This is a genomic window from Candidatus Seongchinamella marina, assembly GCF_026262685.1.
In the GTDB taxonomy this organism is placed as follows: domain Bacteria; phylum Pseudomonadota; class Gammaproteobacteria; order Pseudomonadales; family Halieaceae; genus Halioglobus; species Halioglobus marinus.
This window is the reverse complement of record NZ_SHNP01000005.1, coordinates 417,703-437,153: the sequence shown is the minus strand read 5'-3', so window position 1 is coordinate 437,153 and position 19,451 is coordinate 417,703. Positions and strand designations below refer to the sequence as shown.

Genomic DNA, 19,451 nt, shown 5'->3' with positions numbered 1-19,451 from the left:
CCCGCCCGGGCGGGGGTAAGAAGGCAAGCCGTTGATCAGGCTAGCAACTCCGCAGGCGGGTGCGTGCATTCCAGGGGGGCACCCAGCAGCGCCTCAAGGTCTGGCAGCAGAAACGCATCATCTTCGCTAGCGAAACTGATAGAGGTACCAGTGGCGCCCGCGCGACCGGTTCGACCAATACGGTGAACGTAATCTTCAGGATCCTCTGGTAAATTGTAGTTCACCACGTGACTGATGCCGTCTACATGGATACCACGTCCAGCAACATCGGTGGCAACCAACACGGTAATCTCACCATTCTTGAACTGCTCCAGGGTGCGAGTACGCTTGGCCTGGGGAATCTCTCCCGACAGCACACCGCATTTCACCCCCGCTTTACGCAGACGCTCATGCAAACGACGCACCTGATCGCGGCGATTCGCGAAAACAATCACACTGCTGCAGTCACCGCTGCGCACCAGGTTATTCAGCACCCGGAATCGCTGCTCCGAACTCACCATATATATTTTCTGGTCAACCGTATCCGTCGCCACACTGTCCGGCTCAATCTCTACGGTGACCGGCTCATATGTCCACTGCTGCGACAGATTAATAATGTCCTGGGTAAATGTCGCGGAGAATAACAGGGTTTGTCGACTTTCCTTGCGCGGGCAGGCGCGGACAATGCGTTTTACCTGAGGGATAAAACCCATATCCAGCATTCGGTCCGCTTCGTCCAGCACCAGTACTTCCACATGATCCAGGAACAGGTCACGACGCCCCATAAAGTCCAGCAGTCTGCCAGGGGTTGCGACCACCAGGTCGATTACGTCACGCTGTAAGCGATTTAATTGCTTCTGATAGTCCATGCCACCAATCAGGGTGGCCACTTGCAATCCGGTATGTTTACCCAGGTCAGCCGCATCAGCGGCAATCTGCATCACTAACTCGCGGGTAGGTGCAATCACCAGCGCGCGGGGCTCGCCAACAAAGCGCTCGCCCTCGATGGGGTGACACAACTGGTCATTAAAAATTGTAATCAGGAAAGCAGCAGTCTTACCCGTACCCGTCTGCGCCTTGCCGATGGCATCGTGGCCCTGCAGCGTGTGAGGCAGCACCTGTGCCTGAATCGGCGAGCTGTACTGAAAGCCAAGATCAGCAACGCCGTGCATCAACTCGTCTCGCAGCCCCAGATCATGAAAACGGGTCTCGCCCTCTTTCTCCTCAACCTGAAACTGCTCGACACTCCACGGAGCGGCCGCAGCCTTTGGCTTGCTTTGGCGACGATTGCGTCCCTTACCCTGTTTGCTCGCCTCGTGGTGCTGGCCCTTCTCAGAATGGGGCTGATGAGACTGCTCTTTGCGGGGAGCTTTCTGCGGTGCGGGGGAAGACTGGGCTGCCTCGCGGGCCGGCTCTTTCTTGCCGGACAGACGCCCAACTAAACTCTTGATCAATTCGATGATTCCTGTGGCTGGTCAAAAAACGCGCTAGTCTAGCATTTTTCCCAGCTCATAGGTGGATTGATCAAAAATAGCGACCGTGGCTATAACAGGGTCAAATCGGGCTCTAACGCGGGTTGGGAAACAGTCGCGACAGATAGTAATCCACACTTACATAACGACCACCACCGGTGAATAACAGCGCGAACAGCATTAACAAATAAGTCACCGCAAATTCGATGCCATTGTTGAGAATGACAAAGCTGCCTTTTTCAGTCAGCCAACTGTAGTTACCGTGCTCGCGCAGAATATCCTTGGCAGCGCCAAGACGCACCGCTACTTCCTGGGAACTGGAATCGGCTATTGCGGCCCAGCCGCTGTCCCAGTGCACCGCAAAAATCGCCACCAACATAGTGACGATCAAAGGAATAGAGATCCAACGTGTGGCCAGACCCAATAGCAACAACAGGGCCCCTATTGCTTCGGTGTAGGCGGCCATGTAAGCCAGCAGTTCCGGTGCGGGCAATCCGAGGCCCCATTCGGGATTGCCGAACCACTCAATGGTGCTGTCTATCCCAGCCAGTTTTTTGGTTCCCGCCATCCAGAAAATCGGCACCAGATAAAGGCGCAAAGCTAATGGAGCAAGCCCATCAAGGTGCTGTAGTCGCGGAAAAATGAAGTTATGTATGTTGTAATATAGTCCGGCGATCGCATTCATCGAACAGTTCCCTACTGGATTGTTTTTTCTGTGACAGCTCTAACCCGCAAAAGGTTTCCTTCGCGGCAATATTAACACCCTATTACGGACACAAATTCTCAAACATGAGTCAGTGGAACGCCTACCGCGATGAAGCCCGCGCCATGGTCATTCTCGCCTGGCCCATCATTATTGCCCAACTCGCCCAAATGGGCACGGGTGTGGTGGACACGATTATGGCGGGCCGATACGGCGCCATGGATCTCGCCGCTATCGCCATAGGCTACAACATCTGGCTGCCGTTGTTCCTGCTAACTTTGGGCATCATGCTCGCCACATCGGTGCTGGTTGCCCAGGATTTTGGCGCAGGGCGATTACAGAATATTCGCGATACCCTGCCCCAGGCGCTCTGGCTGGCTCTTTTACTGGGCCTGATTGTCGGCCCGGCCTGCTACAACGCGGAGCCGTTGCTGAATCTTCTCGAATTGGACGCCAGCACCCAGCAGAAGAGCCTGGACTATCTGCAAGCGGTTGCCTGGGGTCTGCCCGCAACCGTGTTGTTCCAGGCGCTGCGCTGCCACACCCAGGGGATTGGCATCCTACGACCATTTGCAATCGCCAGTGTGCTTGGATTTATAGCTAACATCCCCCTCAACTATGCACTCATCTATGGCAAGTGGGGCTTTCCAGAAATGGGAGCTGCCGGCTGCGGCTGGGCCACAGCCATCTCAATGTGGCTGGGCGCAGTCCTGATTGGTGGCTACATTGTCCTTGAAAAAAGCATACATACCTACCTGCCGCCCCTGCGACTGGTGAAGCCAGACTTCGCCCGTATTCGGGAAATTGTCATGTTGGGCACCCCTATTGGCCTGAGCTTCTTCCTGGAAATCGGCGTGCTTTCGCTGCTGGCGCTGATGATTGCCACCATGGGTAACAGCGCAATTGCCGCCCATCAAATCGCCTACAATGTCTGGGATGTCATTTACATGCCACTCATCAGTATGGGCTCGGCCATGGCCACACGGGTCGGCCATGCTATTGGCAGCGGCAACGAGACTCAGGTCAGGTTGGCAGTCAATACCGGTATTGTCCTGACCTTGCTGGTGGGACTCGCCTGCACACTACTGCTATTACCCATGCCCGGGTTACTGATCAGCGCTTATACCAGCGACCCGGAGATTCACCAGATTGCCGTCCGCCTCATCCACCTGGCGGCACTGTTTATTCTCATTGATTCTCTACAGGTAGGCGTATCCTATTGTCTGCGAGCATTCAAAGACACCAGCTATCCCTTTGTCATTATGTGCCTGTCATATTGGGGGCTTAGTTTACCGCTGGCCTGGTGGCTGGGCTTCAAAGTAGCGGACAATCCCGCTGATGGTACCGCCGGCATCTGGACTTCGTTGGTCGCGGGTATTTGCCTGTGTGCCGTGCTGGTTACCTGGCGTTTGCTGCGGACCTTACGCCGGCCACTGCCTGAACTGACCGCTAGCGCACAAGATGAGAGCAATCAGGGCAACCCTCTCGGTGGCTGATCTTAAGCCGCTGCACCTGCATATTACGCAAGTCCATCATCAGCAGGGCGCCGCGTAGCGGCTCTCCATAATTCGCCAGCACCTTGAGCGCCTCCATGGCCTGCAAGGACCCAAGCACACCTACCACTGGCGCAAGCACTCCACTTTCACTGCAGCTCAGGGCGCTGCGCTCACCTTCACTGGGGTAAAGGCAGCGATAGCATGGACCGGCTCGATGGGGATCAAATACGGACAGCTGGCCTTCGTCGCGCACCGCTGCTGCCGACACCAGCGCAATACCCGCAGCAATGCAGGCCCGGTTGAGATCGAATCGAGTGGGATAGTTGTCACTGGCATCCACGACCAGGTCGACACCTGCCAGCAGCTCCGCCATTGAGCCGGCATCAAGATACCGAGGCTGCACCTGTACATTGACCTCTGGGTTAAGGGCAGCAATCGTCGCCGCCACCGACAACGCCTTATTAGAACCAATATCGGCATCGCTGTGTGCCACCTGGCGCTGCAGATTACTCAGCTCCACCTCATCCCCATCGGCAAGAATCAATGTACCCACGCCAGCGGCAGCAAGGTATAACGCAGCTGGACAACCCAGCCCGCCCAAGCCAACGATCAGTACTACCGCAGCCTGTAAAAGCTGCTGGCCAGCAATATCAAAATCAGGGGTCAGAATCTGCCTGTTGTAACGCAACAGTTGATCGTCAGTCAGCAAACCACTGCCCTCCTGTAATGCGCTCCTGCCCGGCCAGGTCCCGACGGGTCTCGACCCCTTTAAAGCCGCGCCTGACTAGCAACTCACGCACAGCCGGGGCTTGATCGAAGCCATGCTCTAATAGCAACCAGCCACGGGTCTGCAGATAATCGGGGGACAATTTCACGATATGGTCCAGATCGGCAAGGCCACGATCAGCCGCGACCAGCGCTCCTAAAGGCTCAAAACGAACGTCGCCCTCTGACAGGTGAGCATCGCCTTCTTCCACATACGGTGGGTTGCTAACCAGCAGGTTAAAGAGTTTGTCTTCCACACCGTCAAACCAGTCAGACTGAATGAACTCCACTCGCGCCAGGTTATTAGCCAGTGCATTGTTGCTGGCAAGCTGCACTGCATCGATATTGACGTCTGCGCCGCACACCCGCCAACCGGGTTTTTCGTTGGCCAACGCCAGGGCAATAGCACCGGTGCCCGTGCCCAGGTCCAGCGCAACAGTGTCGTCTGGCAGTGGCAATTCCAAGGCCCATTCCACCAGGGTTTCTGTTTCTGGTCGCGGAATCAGGGTGCTGGGAGCAACCGCCAAATCAAGTGACCAGAATTCACGATGCCCGGTCAGGTAGGCGACAGGCTCGCCCCGGTATCGCCGCTGCAGAAGCTGCTGAAAACATGTCAGGGCTTCGCCCGAGACTTCCGCCTCGGGCCAGGTATATAACCAACTGCGGGGTTTATGCAAACAGTGGCCAAGCAGGATTTCGGCATCTCGCGCCGGACTATCTCCGGGTAGATCTCTGGCGCCGCGCAGTAGTTCCTGCACACTGACCATCAACTACCACCCAATGCTGCCAGTTGATCAGCCTGGTATTCCTGACGCAGGGGACCCACTACGGCTCCCAGGTCACCCTCAACGACCTCCGCCAGTTTGTAGAGGGTCAGGTTGATGCGATGATCAGTCAGGCGGCCCTGAGGGAAATTGTAGGTGCGGATGCGGTCCGAGCGATCGCCAGTGCCAACCAGGTTACGGCGCTGCTCAGCTTGCTCTTCCGCGACCTTATCCTGTGCGCTGGTCAGCAATTTAGCCTGCAACAAGGACATTGCCCGCGCCCTGTTCTTGTGCTGTGAGCGTTCATCCTGACATTCCACAACAATACCGCTGGGCAAGTGCGTGAGTCGCACGGCCGAATCAGTTTTGTTGACGTGCTGACCACCGGCGCCTGATGCCCGATAGGTATCGACCCGCAGATCAGCCTTATTAATTTCGACTTGGTCTACTGCTTCCGCTTCCGGCATGATGGCCACCGTACATGCGGAGGTATGAATGCGCCCCTGTGACTCAGTCTCTGGCACTCGCTGTACCCGGTGAGCGCCGGACTCAAACTTCAGGTGCGCATAAACATCGCGCCCCTCTACCCGGGTAATAATTTCCTTGTAACCGCCGTGCTCGCCATGGCGCTCAGATAACACCTCAACTTTCCAGCCCATATTCTCGGCATAGCGCGAATACATGCGGAACAGATCACCTGAAAAAATGGCAGCCTCATCGCCACCGGTGCCGGCGCGAATCTCCAGAAATACGTTATGGGAGTCGTTGGGGTCACGAGGTAAAAGTAGCGCCTGCAGCTGTACTTCCAACTCTTCCAGTCGTCCACTGCCTGAGTCGATCTCTTCCTGGGCCATTTCTCGCAGGTCGGGATCGGAATCCTCCAGCATCAATCGGGCTTCATCCAGATCGCCTTTCACCTGGCTGTAGTCGGCATAGCACCTGACAACCGCCTCCAACTCGGAATACTCGCGTGACAAATCTCGAAACTTGTCCTGATCGGAAATAGTTTCATTGTCGCCAAGCAGCGCCGATACCTCCTCGTGCCGGTCAGTAAGAGTTTCCAGCTTGGTCAGTAAAGAGGCTTTCATTGCAGTGTATGTCTCGAGTGGTCCGTATCGTCTACGGATAAATCCAGTGACTCGCCAGCTTCGGTGTCGCCGGCGGGCTGCTCCGGCTCTGCGATACCCAGTAGCTTGCGCGCCCTGCGCAGCTGGTCTTGCCGACCATCGGCACTGATTTGTTTCAGGCCCGCGGTCGGTGCGTGTATCAACTTATTGGTCAGGCCCCGGGAAAATTGATTGAGAACTTTTTCCGGGTCATCCCCGCGAGCAATACTGCGCAATGCTTTATCCAGTTCCTGCTGACGCAGGCCTTCAGCCATGCCGCGATAATCCTTAACCGCATCCACCGCGCCCATGCGCTTTTTTTCCTGAACGTAGGCGGCTACACCTTCATCGATAATAACGTCCGCCTTGCGCGCCTCGCTTTGTCGACTGCGCAGGTTTTGGTCAACGATTTCTCGCAAATCATCCACGCTGTACAAGTAGACGTCACGCAAGTCACCCACCTGTGGCTCGATGTCGCGAGGCACCGCAATATCCACCATTAATACAGGGCGGTGCTTGCGAGCCTTAACAGCCTGTTCAACCGCGCCCTTGCCCAGTATGGGTAACTGGCTAGCAGTGGAGGTAATAACAATGTCTGCGGCCGGCAGCCGATCGGGAATCTCTGCCAACAACACCGCTTCGGCGCCAAATTTCTGCGCTAATTCCCGGGCGCGACCCAACGTTCGGTTAGCAATTACAATATTGCTCACCCCCGCTTCGATCAAATGACGTGTCACCAGTTCGATAGTTTCGCCTGCACCTACCAACAGCGCATTACACTTCGACAAGTCGGAAAAAATATGTCCAGCCAGATCGACTGCGGCATAGGCCACCGACACAGGATTCTCACCAATGGCTGTGTCCGTGCGCACTTTTTTAGCGATAGAAAAAACACGTTGGAAAATACGTGCCAATTCATTGCTCACTGTGCCAGCTTCAGATGCAACCGCGTAGGCTGACTTTAACTGGCCAAAAATCTGTGGCTCACCCAGCACCATGGAATCGAGTCCGGCCGCTACCTGGACAATATGAGTCAGAGCCTGTTCTGCTTCGTGGTGATAGGCGGATTCACGCAGCTCTTCTGCCGACAGGTGATGATAATTAGCCATCCAGTCGATGAGTTGAACCGCTTTATCCGCAAGCACAGTATCGGCCGGTGCAATGGCATAAATTTCAGTGCGATTACACGTGGAAAGGATAACGGCCTCGTCTAGCTGGGCCGCACTACAACAGTCCGCCAGGGCCTCGTTGACCTGTTCCGGAGCAAAAGCCACGCGTTCGCGCACCTCAACGGCGGCGGAGTTGTGGTTAATACCCAGGGCGATCAGGTTCATGGTGTGCAGTCAGGCTCCGGTTCCGGGGATGCGTGGCAGGCTCAGCTGAAAACCGGCGCACCTTAGCATATTCCTTAAAAATTGACTTTGATTTTAACAAGTTAGCGGGGAAATTGCCCGTTCCCAATGCAGCTCGGCCGAAAGCGCTAGAGCCTTGGGTTTCATCCCTCGCCTGTGTCATTATAGACCCCTCTGTTGTTATGGACCGCCCGCTGTCAATCACATGTATCGTCTTCTAGTTACTGCCCTGGGCTACGCCCTGCTAACCGCCTGCACCAGCACATCACCGGAGCCAGCCACTGTGGACGTGGTCGCCGCTGTCGAACCGGCAGTCGCTGAGCCACCGGAGCGTGCTTTCCCGGCCGAGAGTGTCTACCCCTTACTGGTCGCAGAATTTGCTATTCGTCGGCAAGATTACCAGACAGCCCTGGATAACTACCTTGAGCAATCCAGTATCCTGGAAGATTCCGGTATAGCCAGCCACACCACACACCTTGCTCAATTCATGCAAAAAGATGCGCAGTCACTGCGGGCGGCACAGCTTTGGCTGGAGCAGGAACCCGACAACCTAGAAGCCCACAACACCGCAGCGAAGCTACTGGCGCGATCTCGCAGGCCCGTGCAAGCCCTGCCTCATATGAGCTTCGTGGCCCGGAGCGGCAAACAAGCAAACTTCCCGCTTCTGCTGCAAGGTTTCGATCAAATCGCCGCAACTGATCAGTCGCAATTGGTGCAGGGACTGAACGAGTTGGCACTGGAGTTTCCCGAAGACCCGGCCCTGTTACTTACCCTGGCGCTGGTGAACACCGAATTCAAGCAATACGAACAAGCCCTTGGCAGACTGGACTCACTGTTCAAGGTTGAGCCTTATCAGCATCAGGCCCTGCTCCTGGAAGCGCGAATCCTGGCCCAGATAGAGGCAAAAAAGCCTTTTGCCCGAATCAAGCGAACGTTAAAGACCAACCCGGAAGACTCCCGCCTCAGGTTGGAGTTCGCCCGACTGTTAACCAACATAGATATCGACGCGGCGCGAGAGCAGTTTGAAGTGCTCTCCCTGCAGTCGCCTGATGATGCCGACCTGCTGCTCTCCCTGGCTTTGATCAACCGTGAGATTGGTGACAACGTGGTCGCTGTTACTTATTTAGAGCAGATCTTGGCCACAGGTAAACGTACCGATGAAGCGCATTACTACCTGGGGCGAATCGCAGAAGAAGAGAAACAATTGCAGCAAGCCCTGGCCAACTACATGCAAATTGGCGACAGCCGTCAGTACCTGGCCGCCAATCAGCGTATCGGCCAGATACTGGTCAGTGAGGGCCAGTTGGAGGACAGCCATAGCTGGTTTGTGCAGCAACGACAGCGGGTTCCCTCGCGCAGCGAACAACTTTTCGGTATCGAGGCGGAGGTTCTGAGTTCCGAGGGCGCTCTGCAAGCCTCACTTGAGGTACTTAATGCCGGTATCGATGCCTATCCGGATTCCGCGAGTCTGCGCTACGCCCGCTCGATGTTGGGTCAACAGCAAAGTGATATCGCTATGATGGAAGCGGATCTGAGGGCGATTTTGGCGCGTGATCCCAATAATGCCACCGCACTTAACGCACTGGGCTATACCCTGGCAGACCAGACAGATCGCCTGGATGAAGCGCATTCCTTGATTTCCCGTGCACTGGAGCTGGATCCGGCAGAGCCAGCCATTCTCGACAGCATGGGCTGGGTGTTGTTTCGTAAGGGTGAGATAGACCAATCTATTGACTACCTCACTCGAGCCTATGCCGCCTTCCCTGACCCGGAAGTGGCGGCTCATCTCGGCGAGGTTCTGTGGATGAATGGCGATACCGAAAAAGCACGTCAGATATGGCAAGGAGCACTGTTAAAAGCCCCCAACCATTCCGTATTACAGGAAACATTGCTGCGTCTGGGTGTCACCGATCTCAATACGCTGTCGACTCCACCTCAGACGGGCAGCTAGGCTGATGCAACGCTTTTGCGCCAGCCTGCTCGCGTTTAGCCTGCTGCTAATGGCCGGCTGTGCGGGATTGCCCAAAGCCGCCCTGGAAGACACATCATTCGAAGCACGACGAACCAAGCTGCAGCAACTGGAACACTGGACCGCCAGCGGCAAGATTGCACTGCGCACCGCAGACCAGTCTGAGTCAGTCAGTTTAGTCTGGCAGCAGGTCGGTAATGCCACTCATGTTCGCCTGTCGGGTCCCATGGGTATTAGCGCCACTACGATCGACAGTGACGGCTTGCAAATGGAAATCAGGCAGGGGGAAGATTACAGCCGCTGGAGCCTCGATGACCCTCAGGTGCAGCAGACCGGTGGCTGGGACCTGCCGCTGCGTTCGCTGCATCACTGGCTCAAAGGCATTCCTGATCCCGACCTGGAAGTAGAGTTGCTGGAGCTAGACGAGGCGAACCAGTTGCCCGAGCTGTTGCAGCAGCAAGGCTGGACTGTGGAGTTTCAACAGTTCGCCCGCTTCGGCGACTATCAATTACCCACCAGGCTGCAAGCCACTCGCGGCACAACCAGTGCGCGAATATTGCTGCGAGAGTGGCGTGATTTTTTCACCTCATGAGCGACACCCTCACCCTGCTCTCGCCCGCCAAGCTTAATCTTTTTCTCCACATTACCGGCCAACGAGGCGATGGCTACCATGAGCTGCAGACCCTATTCCAGTTGCTGGACTGGGGCGATCGCCTGCAGTTTGAATCGGACAACAGCGGCGAAATCAGTTTGCACGGGGCTGATCTAGGCATTCCAGCAGAACAAAACCTGATCGTAAAGGCGGCGCAGGCACTACCTCGAAACACCAGTAAACAGGGTGTTAGCATTCACCTGGAAAAACGCATACCAGAGGGCGGAGGCCTGGGCGGTGGCAGCTCCAATGCGGCTACCACGTTGCTGGCAATGAATTACCTCTGGAATTTACGGTTGGGCGACAAGGCACTGCAAAAAATTGGCGCGAAACTGGGCGCTGATGTGCCGGTATTCGTCGCTGGCCACACGGCCTGGGCAGAAGGTATCGGTGAATTCCTCACCCCCGTTGAACTACCCGAAACCTGGTACCTGGTAATCGCCCCGGGCTGTCATGTCTCTACCGCTGAAATTTTTTCCAATGAGCAATTGACACGGAACACGTCTCCCATCAAAATGGCCGCCTTTTTCGAGGGCAACTCCCGGAACGATTGCCAGCAACTCGTTAGAAACCTCCACAAGGAAGTTGATAACGCATTGAATTGGTTAGATAATTTCGGAACTGCAAAGTTGACTGGCACCGGCGCTTGTGTGTTCGCAAGCTTCGATGACAAACAATCAGCCACGTCAGCCCTTAGCCAACTGCCGGAATCCATGAGCGGATTCGTAGCGAGAGGCATAAACACGTCGCCGGTGCTAAATGCGCTGGTAGGACCCAAAGTTTGATTGGGGTGTCGCCAAGCGGCAAGGCACCAGGTTTTGATCCTGGCATTCAGAGGTTCGAATCCTCTCACCCCAGCCATATTCATAATGCTGTCCACCCAAGGGTGAATGGCCTTATTTTTATTTGCAGCAGATTTTCATTTTCCAATCCAAAAGGAAACACACTGTGTCCTCGAAAATGATGGTTTTTTCCGGCAATGCCAACCAGGAGCTGGCGGGGAAAGTAGCCAGTCGACTGTATCTAACACTGGGCAAAGCGGACGTGGGTAAGTTCAGTGATGGCGAAGTTGCCGTTGAGCTGAATGAGAATGTGCGGGGCAAGGACGTTTTTGTCGTCCAGTCCACCTGCGCTCCCACCAACGACAACTTGATGGAACTGCTGGTGATGATCGATGCTTTGCGTCGCGCATCAGCACAGCGAATTACTGCGGTCGTACCCTACTTCGGCTACGCCCGCCAAGATCGCCGAGTGCGCTCTTCAAGGGTACCCATCACCGCCAAAGTGGTGGCAGATATGATGGATGCCGTGGGCGTCGACAGGGTTTTGACGATGGACCTGCATGCTGAGCAGATCCAGGGCTTCTTCTCCTGTCCGGTAGATAACGTCTACGGTTCACCGATATTGAACGACGATATCGTGGCCCAGAACTATGAAAACCTGATGGTGGTTTCACCCGACATTGGTGGCGTCGTCAGGGCCAGGGCCATCGCCAAACAATTGGACGAAGCGGAACTGGCAATCATCGACAAGCGTCGCCCCAGAGCTAATGAAGCCCAGGTGATGAATTTGATCGGTGAAGTTGATGGACGTACCTGCCTGCTGGTGGACGACATGGTCGACACAGCTGGCACATTATGCAGTGCTGCCAATGCTCTTAAAGAGCGTGGCGCACTGGCGGTCATGGCTTACTGTACCCACGCGGTGCTGTCGGGCAAGGCTCTCGAGAACATTCGGAACTCGCAGCTGGACCAGCTGGTAGTCACCGATACGATTCCTCTAAGTGATGAGGCGAGGAAGATCGAAAAGATCCGCCAACTCACCACCGCTGACCTGCTGGCCGAGTCCATGCGCAGAGTAGCGAATGAGGAATCTATAAGCGCGCTGTTTCAGTAGGAAGTAGCGTTTAACCTACCGCTGCCGCGTCGGTCGCAAGCGTTGCAGCGTTTATCAAAGGAGTCTGACTATGTCTGACCAATTTGAAGTACAAGCAGAACTGCGTGAAGACACAGGGAAAGGTGCGAGCCGCCGCCTGCGTCGTCTTGCTGGTAAAGTACCCGCTATCATTTACGGCGGTGACAAAGACCCCCAGTCGCTGACTCTGGTTCGCAAGGACATTGAGAAGTCGCTGGAAAATGAGGCTTTTTACTCCCAAGTGCTGGAAGTCAATGTTGCAGGTGAAGTACAAAAAGCTATTTTAAAAGACCTACAGCGTCACCCTGCCAAAAATAACGTCATGCATGCCGACTTCCTGCGTATCGACGAAAAGGTAGTAATCAAAGTCAACGTGCCTATTCACTTCCTGAACGAGGAAGACTGTGCGGGTGTGAAGATGGAAGGCGGTATGATCCAGCACCAGGCAACAGACATCGAAGTTTCTTGTCTGCCTAGCGATATCCCCGAGTACATCGAAGTGGATATGCTGGAAGTAATTACTGGCCAGATCATCCACCTGTCAGAAGTCACCTTACCTGAGGGCGTTATTTCCGTAGCACTGTCTTTGGGCGAAGACCACGACCTGGCTATTGCTTCTGTTGTTGCACCGAAGGGTACGAGCGACGAAGACGAGGAAACTGTGGAAGTCGAAGAAGGTGAAACTGAAGGCGAAGAAGGCGATAGCGAGGAGTAATTCCTCGCTCTGCGGTACCCGCGTTGACAGCCATCAAGCTGATCGCAGGACTGGGCAACCCCGGTAGTGAATACCGGGGTACCCGCCATAACGCGGGCGCTGATTTCGTGGAGGAGCTGGCACGTCAATGCAGCACCCCACTTCAGGCGGAATCGAAGTTTTTTGGTCTAGCCGGCCGCGTTAACTACGCAGGCTACGACCTTCGCCTGATTATTCCCACCACTTTTATGAACCGCTCCGGCAAGGCCGTTGCGGCCATCGCAAGCTTTTACAAGATTGCTCCTGAGGAAATACTAATCGCTCACGATGAGTTGGACATTCCTGCTGGCACTGCAAGGTTCAAGCAAGGCGGCGGGCACGGCGGCCACAATGGCCTGCGAGACATCGTGCCAGCACTGGGCAACAACAAAAACTTTCACCGCCTGCGAATAGGCATAGACCACCCCGGCCACGCATCCAAAGTTTCCGGCTACGTGCTCAGCCAACCCTCGCAAGTAGATCGCACGCGCATTGAAGCGTGCATTGACGAAGCCATCGCCGCTTTACCCCTGCTATTAAGCGGAGACGCCACCAAAGCGATGACACGACTACACAGTTTTAGCGCGGCCTAGCCGCCACTCACTAAAGGACACTCTCATGGGTTTCAAATGCGGTATTGTCGGCCTGCCTAACGTAGGCAAGTCCACCCTGTTCAATGCCCTCACCAAAGCGGGCATCGATGCCGAGAACTTCCCTTTCTGCACTATCGAACCCAACGCAGGTATCGTGCCCATACCTGACCCCAGGCAGGATAAAATATCCGTTATTGTTAAGCCTGAGCGCGAAGTTGCTACCACCATGGAGTTTGTCGATATCGCTGGATTAGTCGCCGGCGCCTCCAAGGGTGAGGGTCTGGGCAACCAGTTTCTGGCCAATATACGCGAAACAGATGCCATCGCTCACGTAGTCCGCTGTTTCGAAGACGAGAACGTCATTCACGTAGCCAACAAAATTGAACCTGCCGCTGATATCGAAATCATCAACACCGAACTAGCGCTAGCCGATCTGGAAAGCTGCGAAAAGCAGTTGCAAAAGGTTGTCCGCACTGCCAAAGGTGGCGACAAGGAATCGATCGCTATGAAGGCTCTGCTGGAAGAAAAGTTGTTACCCCAGCTGAACGAAGCCAAGCCCATTCGAGGCCTGGACCTGGACGACAATGAACAGGCACTGGTGAAAACCCTGTTTCTGCTCACCGTGAAGCCCACCATGTATATTGCCAACGTAGATGAAGATGGCTTTGACAACAATCCCCACCTCGAAGTGGTCCGGGAAATAGCTGAGGAAGAAAACGCGGTAGTTGTCGTGATATGCAACAAACTGGAATCTGAAATCATTGAATTGGAAGATGACGAGCGCGCAGAGTTCCTGGCTGATCTTGGCATGGAAGAACCCGGCCTCAACCGTGTCATCCGGGCCGGTTACGAGCTACTGAGCTTGCACACCTACTTCACTGCGGGCGTTAAAGAAGTGCGCGCATGGACTGTGAGGGTAGGTTCTACCGCACCCCAAGCGGCGGGTGTCATTCACACCGATTTCGAAAAAGGTTTTATTCGCGCTGAGGTCATTTCCTACGCCGATTTTATCGCAAACAATGGGGAGCAAGGTGCCAAAGATGCCGGACGCTGGCGCCTTGAAGGCAAGGATTACATTGTACAAGACGGCGACGTTATCCACTTCCGCTTTAACGTATAGATTCTACGCTTAAAAAACACGCTGATAACTCAATTGGTAGACGTCAAAATTTACACCCGAGTCGTTGACCGAACCCATAGAGTAGCCGATTTTCAAGGCGTGCTTTCTGGCAACGGGAAACAATAGCGTAAACCCTATCTTGGAGTCTCGCTTTAAGTCATCCAACCGTCTACTCCCAATTTCACTCTGCCCTCCCAAGTAGCCATTGAAGTCCAGTGAGGCCCAGAAGCCAGAAGCAAATTGTCGCACCAAATGTAATTGGGCTGACTTGATCGACCCCTGCTTACGCGTCTGTCCCACAAAATCGTCGTTGTCGCCAAACACCCAAACTCCGGCCTCAAACTCTAGCAACCACTTGGGGGTCAGTACTGTCGTGTAACCCAACCCAGCTTTGACCGCCCAACGATTCGCACCTACGTTTAATAACTTGTCATTGTCGTAATGCCCTGTGGGCGCCACTACTTTGAGGCTGGCTCCTAAAATTGGTCTGGGATTGCGACGCAACTCGGCAAATTCTTCCACGTCCATTGCGGGTGCTCCCATCAAATTCACTGACAGGGTTGCCGCCAGATCGCCAGCGCCAGAATAGTCAAACTCTAATGCGCCAAGGTCCGGATATTCAAAGGAAGTATCACCTTTAGAATAAGCCTGCTCAATAATAAAGTGCCCGGTGCGACCCCATACGTTCAGGGTCCGCAAATAACCCACTACACCGGTCACTATTTGAGAGTCGACACCACCTATTGGGAGCGATGGATCTGGAACAGTGTCACCATCGTCATAGGCCACGCCAACAGTCAAAACCTGAGTACCCTGCGGTGCAGGCCAATAAGCTCGCGGAGTCAGGTCCTGGCCCGTGGCAACCATAGAAGACAGTAAAACCGCTAAGGTGACTAATAATCTGTTCATGCAGTAATAAGGATGCGGCATTTCTAATTTGGCAATTATATCGGGTTTCAGGCTTATGATCAGGATCACTCGCCGCTCTGGCCATCACAGAATGGTCTGGTCTGGCACATTTTACATCATTGAACTTTTCAGGAAGACAGCAAAGGTGATCCCAGCTTAGTATACCGAGATCATGCCTTATTTTGCAGCGCTATCGCCACTTTGGAACCGTTCTCTCGTCCCAGCGAGTCACAAATAAACTGACCCGCCTGCACCAGCTTGCCTAGTTCCACTCCATGAGCAATGCCCAATCCGTTGAGCAGGTAGACCACGTCTTCAGTCGCAACATTGCCAGAAGCACCCTTGGCGTAAGGGCAGCCACCCAGGCCGGCCACGGAGCTATCGACAACAGCTACACCCATTTGCAATGCGGCATATATATTTGCCAATGCTTGCCCATAGGTGTCGTGAAGATGAACGGCCAACTTGTCTGCTGGAACCGCTTGCAGCACTGTGCTCAACATAGCCTCTGTACTGGCTGGCGTACCGACTCCGATGGTATCGCCCAGTGATATTTCGTAGCAGCCCAAGTCCACCAGCTTAGAAGCGACCTCGGCCACCTTGGCAGGCGCGATAACGCCTTCATAAGGGCAGCCGACCACGCAGGAGACATAACCGCGAACCGGCACATTATTGGCGCGCGCAGCGGTCATCAACTCGGAGGCCCTGGACAGGCTCTCATCAATAGAGCAATTGGTGTTTTTACGGGTAAAACTTTCTGAAGCCGCGGTAAAAACCGCAACTTCACTGACAGCCGACTCCAGGGCCCGCTCAAACCCTTTTAGATTTGGCGTTAAAGCAGAGTACGTCACGCCAGCAACACGCCTTAAGGACGAGAACACTTCCTCACTGCCGGCCATCTGAGGCACCCACTTAGGGTTCACAAAAGAGCCGGTTTCGATACAGCCAAGACCGGCTTCAGCCAGCAGCTCAACCAACTTCACTTTCACCTCAACCGAAATCGGCTGAGCTTCATTTTGCAAACCATCGCGAGGGCCGACCTCGACGATACGCACGCTTTGCGGCAGTAAATTCTTCATGACTCGCTGACCTCGAAATCAAGCAGTTCGGCACCGCCATCCACCAGGTCACCAGGCTGGTAATAAAACCCGCGAACCCGACCATCCTGTGGCGCACGAATAGTGTGCTCCATTTTCATCGCTTCCATTACCAGTAAGGGCTCATCGGCCTTAACATCCGCACCCGGCTCAACCATTAGTGTGACCATGGTGCCGTTCATAGGCGCAGTCAAACCACCCTGTCCAGCGGCGTCGTCTAAATCTCCAAGATCAGGTTTGACCAGGCGGAAACTAATGGCGCTGTCAGCGGTATAAAGGCTGAAACTGCCGTTATGTTCTGCTACCGAAGCACGTAGCAAGTAACCATCGAGATTAGCACTAAGCTCGCTTCCGGCAAGGCTTCCCTGGGCCTGAATTGTTTTACCCTTACAGTGAATGCGGTACCGAGTGTCACCCCGTTTACCGAGTTGCTCAGCGCTAACCTCATAAACCTGTTCGTGAACGCAAAGCTCGAATTTGTGCAGGTAGGGTTCATTAAGTCTCCAGGCACTGGGCTCAGACCATGGCGATGTAACGTCACCTGAGGAATCACGCGCAAGCTGCGCGTTGCGCTCTTGTTCCAGCAGCAAATAGAGCGCTGCCAACGGGAGTTCTTGCTCCAGTTCTGCCTCACTAACGTGGAAGATATCGCTGTGGTGCTTTTCAATGAAACCGGTATCGAGATCTGCATTCCTGAAAGGCTCGCTATTGGCGAGGTTATACAAAAAATCGACGTTGGTAGTCATGCCGCTGATTCGGTAATCACGCAGGGCTCGCGTTAAACGTTGCAGAGCCTTGTCACGATTTTCATCCCAAACAATCAGCTTGGCGATCATCGGATCGTAATACACACTGACTTCATCTCCCTGAAGCACGCCAGTATCTACCCGCACATTAGCTGAGGTTTCGGGGGGCTGTAAAAAAGACAGAGTACCGGTTACCGGTAAAAAATCATTGTCCGGATCTTCCGCATAAATGCGGGCTTCAAAAGCATGACCATTAAGCTTGAGTTCTTTCTGAGTGGCTGGAAGCACCTCGCCCGCGGCAACCCGTAACTGCCATTCCACCAGGTCCTGGCCAGTAATCATTTCTGTTACCGGGTGCTCGACCTGCAGCCGTGTGTTCATTTCCATGAAGTAAAAAGAACCATCACTGTCCAACAAGAATTCAACTGTTCCGGCACCTTCATAATCGATCGCCTGGGCCGCGCGTATTGCCGCGTGACCCATTGTGGCACGCAACTCTGCCGTCATTCCCGGAGCAGGAGCCTCTTCGATGACCTTTTGATGGCGGCGCTGCACTGAACAGTCGCGCTCAAACAAGTAAACGGCATTACCATGGCTGTCACAAAAAACCTGTACTTCCACATGCCGCGGTTGGGTAAGGTATTTTTCCACCAGCATATCGTCGTTGCCAAAACCATTCATGGCTTCGCGTCGAGCCGCTGCCAGGGCTTCATCGAATTCTTCGGGGCTCCAGACCTGACGCATGCCTTTACCACCGCCACCGGCAACAGCCTTTAGCAGGACCGGGTAACCCATGTCATCTGAAGCCGACTTGAGAACATCACGGCCCTGATCGTCGCCATGATAGCCAGGCACCAGCGGAACGCCCGCCGCTCCCATAATTTGCTTTGCCGCAGACTTGGAACCCATAGACTCGATAGCACCCACCGGGGGGCCAATAAAGACGATCTCGTTCTCTTTGCAGGCTTTGCAGAAATCTGCGTTCTCAGACAAAAAGCCATAACCGGGGTGTATTGCTTGCGCGCCGGTCTTAACGGCCGCAGCGATAACCCGCTCATAAACCAGATACGATTCACGAGAAGGCGCGGCTCCAATATTCACCGCTTCATCAGCCATACTCACATGCAAGGCATTCTTATCCGCATCACTGTAAACCGCAACTGTGCGAATACCGAGCGCGCGGGCGGTACGAATGACGCGACAGGCAATCTCGCCGCGGTTGGCAATCAGGATCTTGTCGAAATGCTGTACTGACATGGTAATACCTGTTTACTGAATCCAGTTGGGACTGCGTTTTTCCAGAAAAGCACTAAGGCCTTCCTGCCCTTCGGGGGAAACTCGTATATCGGCGATTCGCTGACAAGTTATGTCAATTAGTGCATCGCTGATTGGCTGACCCGCCACGTCAAACACCAGTTGTTTGGAGGCAGCCATCGCGGCTGGGCTATTCACCAGCAGTGAATCAACAAGCGAGGAAACCGCTGCATCCAGTGCGTCATCATCAGTGACAACCTGCGAAACCAGGCCAAGGCGAAGTGCTTCATCGGCGGAGAACCTCTCCGCTGTAACAAAATAACGCCGAGATGCTCGTTGGCCCATGGCAGCGACCACATAGGGGCTAATGGTTGCAGGCATCAGACCGAGTTTAACCTCGCTGAGACTGAAGGAGGCGCGGTCGGTGGCAACTGCCATATCACAACAACTCACCAGACCTACCGCACCGCCGAAGGCAGCACCCTGAATGCGAGCTATCGTGGGCTTGCTCATAAAGTTGAGTACCTTGAGCAAATTTGCCAGAGCCTGGGCATCTTGCATATTCTCTTCATGGCTGTAAGACGCCATTCGCTTCATCCAGTTAAGATCAGCGCCCGCTGAAAAATTGCGACCACTGGAAGCCAGCACCATTACCCGGGCCACAGAGTCTTTATCCACATAGGTAAAGGCCTCAGTTAACTCAGCGATGATCTTGTCATCAAATGCGTTGTGCTTCTGCGGGTTATCCAGAGTAACCGTCGCCACTCCACGCGAATCTATCGTGGTTGTTACATAACTTGTCATCAGTACGTCACTCCAATCCTAGA

Annotated in this window: 18 protein-coding genes and 1 tRNA gene; 9 read left to right on the top strand and 10 right to left on the bottom strand. The window is 54.4% G+C overall.

Annotated features, from left to right (window positions below; translation table 11 throughout):
- Nucleotides 1-35: 35 nt before the first annotated feature.
- Together rhlB and EYC87_RS15745 are read right to left on the bottom strand one after the other, a co-directional pair.
- Complete coding sequence (gene rhlB / locus EYC87_RS15750; protein WP_279253702.1) at nucleotides 36-1,433, bottom strand: ATP-dependent RNA helicase RhlB; 1,398 nt, start codon at nucleotides 1,431-1,433, stop codon at nucleotides 36-38.
- A gap of 112 nt (nucleotides 1,434-1,545) precedes the next feature.
- Complete coding sequence (locus EYC87_RS15745) at nucleotides 1,546-2,136, bottom strand: HvfX family Cu-binding RiPP maturation protein (RefSeq protein ID WP_279253701.1); 591 nt, start codon at nucleotides 2,134-2,136, stop codon at nucleotides 1,546-1,548.
- A 104-nt stretch (nucleotides 2,137-2,240) separates the two neighbouring features.
- Here EYC87_RS15745 and EYC87_RS15740 point away from each other — a divergent pair, with 104 nt between their 5' ends.
- Nucleotides 2,241-3,650, top strand: a complete 1,410-nt coding sequence (locus EYC87_RS15740; RefSeq protein ID WP_279253700.1) for an MATE family efflux transporter — start codon at nucleotides 2,241-2,243, stop codon at nucleotides 3,648-3,650.
- On the opposite strand, the gene EYC87_RS15735 is transcribed toward EYC87_RS15740, so the two are convergent.
- From EYC87_RS15735 to hemA, 4 genes are read right to left on the bottom strand one after another with little or no spacing between them, the layout of a single operon-like run.
- On the bottom strand, nucleotides 3,604-4,359 hold the full coding sequence (locus EYC87_RS15735) for a HesA/MoeB/ThiF family protein (RefSeq protein ID WP_279253699.1): 756 nt from the start codon (nucleotides 4,357-4,359) through the stop codon (nucleotides 3,604-3,606). The genes EYC87_RS15740 and EYC87_RS15735 overlap by 47 nt on opposite strands.
- Nucleotides 4,349-5,182, bottom strand: coding sequence for a peptide chain release factor N(5)-glutamine methyltransferase (prmC, locus tag EYC87_RS15730; protein WP_279253698.1), 834 nt, complete (start codon nucleotides 5,180-5,182; stop codon nucleotides 4,349-4,351). The genes EYC87_RS15735 and prmC overlap by 11 nt, the downstream gene beginning before the upstream one ends.
- Nucleotides 5,182-6,267, bottom strand: coding sequence for a peptide chain release factor 1 (gene prfA, locus EYC87_RS15725; protein WP_279253697.1), 1,086 nt, complete (start codon nucleotides 6,265-6,267; stop codon nucleotides 5,182-5,184). The genes prmC and prfA overlap by 1 nt, the downstream gene beginning before the upstream one ends.
- Complete coding sequence (hemA, locus tag EYC87_RS15720; protein WP_279253696.1) at nucleotides 6,264-7,619, bottom strand: glutamyl-tRNA reductase; 1,356 nt, start codon at nucleotides 7,617-7,619, stop codon at nucleotides 6,264-6,266. Before hemA ends, prfA begins: the two co-directional genes overlap by 4 nt.
- A gap of 223 nt (nucleotides 7,620-7,842) precedes the next feature.
- Here hemA and EYC87_RS15715 point away from each other — a divergent pair, with 223 nt between their 5' ends.
- The 8 genes from EYC87_RS15715 to ychF all read left to right on the top strand — a co-directional run bounded on the left by EYC87_RS15715 (nucleotide 7,843) and on the right by ychF (nucleotide 14,618).
- Nucleotides 7,843-9,588, top strand: coding sequence for a tetratricopeptide repeat protein (locus EYC87_RS15715; protein WP_279253695.1), 1,746 nt, complete (start codon nucleotides 7,843-7,845; stop codon nucleotides 9,586-9,588).
- A gap of 4 nt (nucleotides 9,589-9,592) precedes the next feature.
- Complete coding sequence (lolB, locus tag EYC87_RS15710) at nucleotides 9,593-10,198, top strand: lipoprotein insertase outer membrane protein LolB (protein ID WP_279253694.1); 606 nt, start codon at nucleotides 9,593-9,595, stop codon at nucleotides 10,196-10,198.
- A complete protein-coding gene (ispE, locus tag EYC87_RS15705; RefSeq protein WP_279253693.1) occupies nucleotides 10,195-11,043 on the top strand; it encodes a 4-(cytidine 5'-diphospho)-2-C-methyl-D-erythritol kinase in 849 nt (282 codons plus the stop codon). The genes lolB and ispE overlap by 4 nt, the downstream gene beginning before the upstream one ends.
- A 1-nt stretch (nucleotide 11,044) precedes the next feature.
- Nucleotides 11,045-11,119 (top strand) — tRNA-Gln (locus EYC87_RS15700).
- A gap of 102 nt (nucleotides 11,120-11,221) precedes the next feature.
- On the top strand, nucleotides 11,222-12,154 hold the full coding sequence (locus tag EYC87_RS15695) for a ribose-phosphate pyrophosphokinase (protein ID WP_040542125.1): 933 nt from the start codon (nucleotides 11,222-11,224) through the stop codon (nucleotides 12,152-12,154).
- 70 nt (nucleotides 12,155-12,224) lie between these two features.
- The gene (locus EYC87_RS15690; protein ID WP_279253692.1) at nucleotides 12,225-12,887 is read left to right on the top strand and encodes a 50S ribosomal protein L25/general stress protein Ctc; all 663 of its coding nucleotides are present in this window, start codon (nucleotides 12,225-12,227) and stop codon (nucleotides 12,885-12,887) included.
- A gap of 23 nt (nucleotides 12,888-12,910) precedes the next feature.
- Nucleotides 12,911-13,498, top strand: coding sequence for an aminoacyl-tRNA hydrolase (gene pth / locus EYC87_RS15685; RefSeq protein ID WP_007230153.1), 588 nt, complete (start codon nucleotides 12,911-12,913; stop codon nucleotides 13,496-13,498).
- A 25-nt stretch (nucleotides 13,499-13,523) separates the two neighbouring features.
- Nucleotides 13,524-14,618 carry a redox-regulated ATPase YchF gene (ychF, locus tag EYC87_RS15680; protein WP_279253691.1) on the top strand — a complete coding sequence of 365 codons (1,095 nt, stop codon included), beginning with the start codon at nucleotides 13,524-13,526 and terminating at the stop codon, nucleotides 14,616-14,618.
- 9 nt (nucleotides 14,619-14,627) lie between these two features.
- Here the strand turns inward: ychF and EYC87_RS15675 are convergent, their stop codons facing one another.
- From EYC87_RS15675 to EYC87_RS15660, 4 genes are all read right to left on the bottom strand, one after another.
- A complete protein-coding gene (locus tag EYC87_RS15675) occupies nucleotides 14,628-15,596 on the bottom strand; it encodes a transporter (protein WP_279253690.1) in 969 nt (322 codons plus the stop codon).
- Nucleotides 15,597-15,697: 101 nt separating this feature from the next.
- Nucleotides 15,698-16,606 (bottom strand): hydroxymethylglutaryl-CoA lyase, encoded by a 909-nt coding sequence (locus tag EYC87_RS15670; RefSeq protein ID WP_279253689.1) that lies wholly within the window; start codon nucleotides 16,604-16,606, stop codon nucleotides 15,698-15,700.
- Nucleotides 16,603-18,627, bottom strand: a complete 2,025-nt coding sequence (locus EYC87_RS15665; protein WP_279253688.1) for an acetyl-CoA carboxylase biotin carboxylase subunit — start codon at nucleotides 18,625-18,627, stop codon at nucleotides 16,603-16,605. Before EYC87_RS15665 ends, EYC87_RS15670 begins: the two co-directional genes overlap by 4 nt.
- A 12-nt stretch (nucleotides 18,628-18,639) precedes the next feature.
- Nucleotides 18,640-19,428 (bottom strand): enoyl-CoA hydratase/isomerase family protein, encoded by a 789-nt coding sequence (locus EYC87_RS15660; RefSeq protein ID WP_279253687.1) that lies wholly within the window; start codon nucleotides 19,426-19,428, stop codon nucleotides 18,640-18,642.
- Nucleotides 19,429-19,451 lie beyond the last annotated feature (23 nt).

Coding starts and splice junctions, on each gene's coding strand:
- EYC87_RS15745 (WP_279253701.1), bottom strand. CDS start 2,136: ATGAATGCGATCGCCGGACTATATTACAACATACATAACTTCATTTTT.
- EYC87_RS15740 (WP_279253700.1), top strand. CDS start 2,241: ATGAGTCAGTGGAACGCCTACCGCGATGAAGCCCGCGCCATGGTCATT.
- prmC (WP_279253698.1), bottom strand. CDS start 5,182: ATGGTCAGTGTGCAGGAACTACTGCGCGGCGCCAGAGATCTACCCGGA.
- prfA (WP_279253697.1), bottom strand. CDS start 6,267: ATGAAAGCCTCTTTACTGACCAAGCTGGAAACTCTTACTGACCGGCAC.
- hemA (WP_279253696.1), bottom strand. CDS start 7,619: ATGAACCTGATCGCCCTGGGTATTAACCACAACTCCGCCGCCGTTGAG.
- EYC87_RS15715 (WP_279253695.1), top strand. CDS start 7,843: ATGTATCGTCTTCTAGTTACTGCCCTGGGCTACGCCCTGCTAACCGCC.
- lolB (WP_279253694.1), top strand. CDS start 9,593: ATGCAACGCTTTTGCGCCAGCCTGCTCGCGTTTAGCCTGCTGCTAATG.
- ispE (WP_279253693.1), top strand. CDS start 10,195: ATGAGCGACACCCTCACCCTGCTCTCGCCCGCCAAGCTTAATCTTTTT.
- EYC87_RS15695 (WP_040542125.1), top strand. CDS start 11,222: ATGGTTTTTTCCGGCAATGCCAACCAGGAGCTGGCGGGGAAAGTAGCC.
- EYC87_RS15690 (WP_279253692.1), top strand. CDS start 12,225: ATGTCTGACCAATTTGAAGTACAAGCAGAACTGCGTGAAGACACAGGG.
- ychF (WP_279253691.1), top strand. CDS start 13,524: ATGGGTTTCAAATGCGGTATTGTCGGCCTGCCTAACGTAGGCAAGTCC.
- EYC87_RS15670 (WP_279253689.1), bottom strand. CDS start 16,606: ATGAAGAATTTACTGCCGCAAAGCGTGCGTATCGTCGAGGTCGGCCCT.
- EYC87_RS15665 (WP_279253688.1), bottom strand. CDS start 18,627: ATGTCAGTACAGCATTTCGACAAGATCCTGATTGCCAACCGCGGCGAG.
- EYC87_RS15660 (WP_279253687.1), bottom strand. CDS start 19,428: ATGACAAGTTATGTAACAACCACGATAGATTCGCGTGGAGTGGCGACG.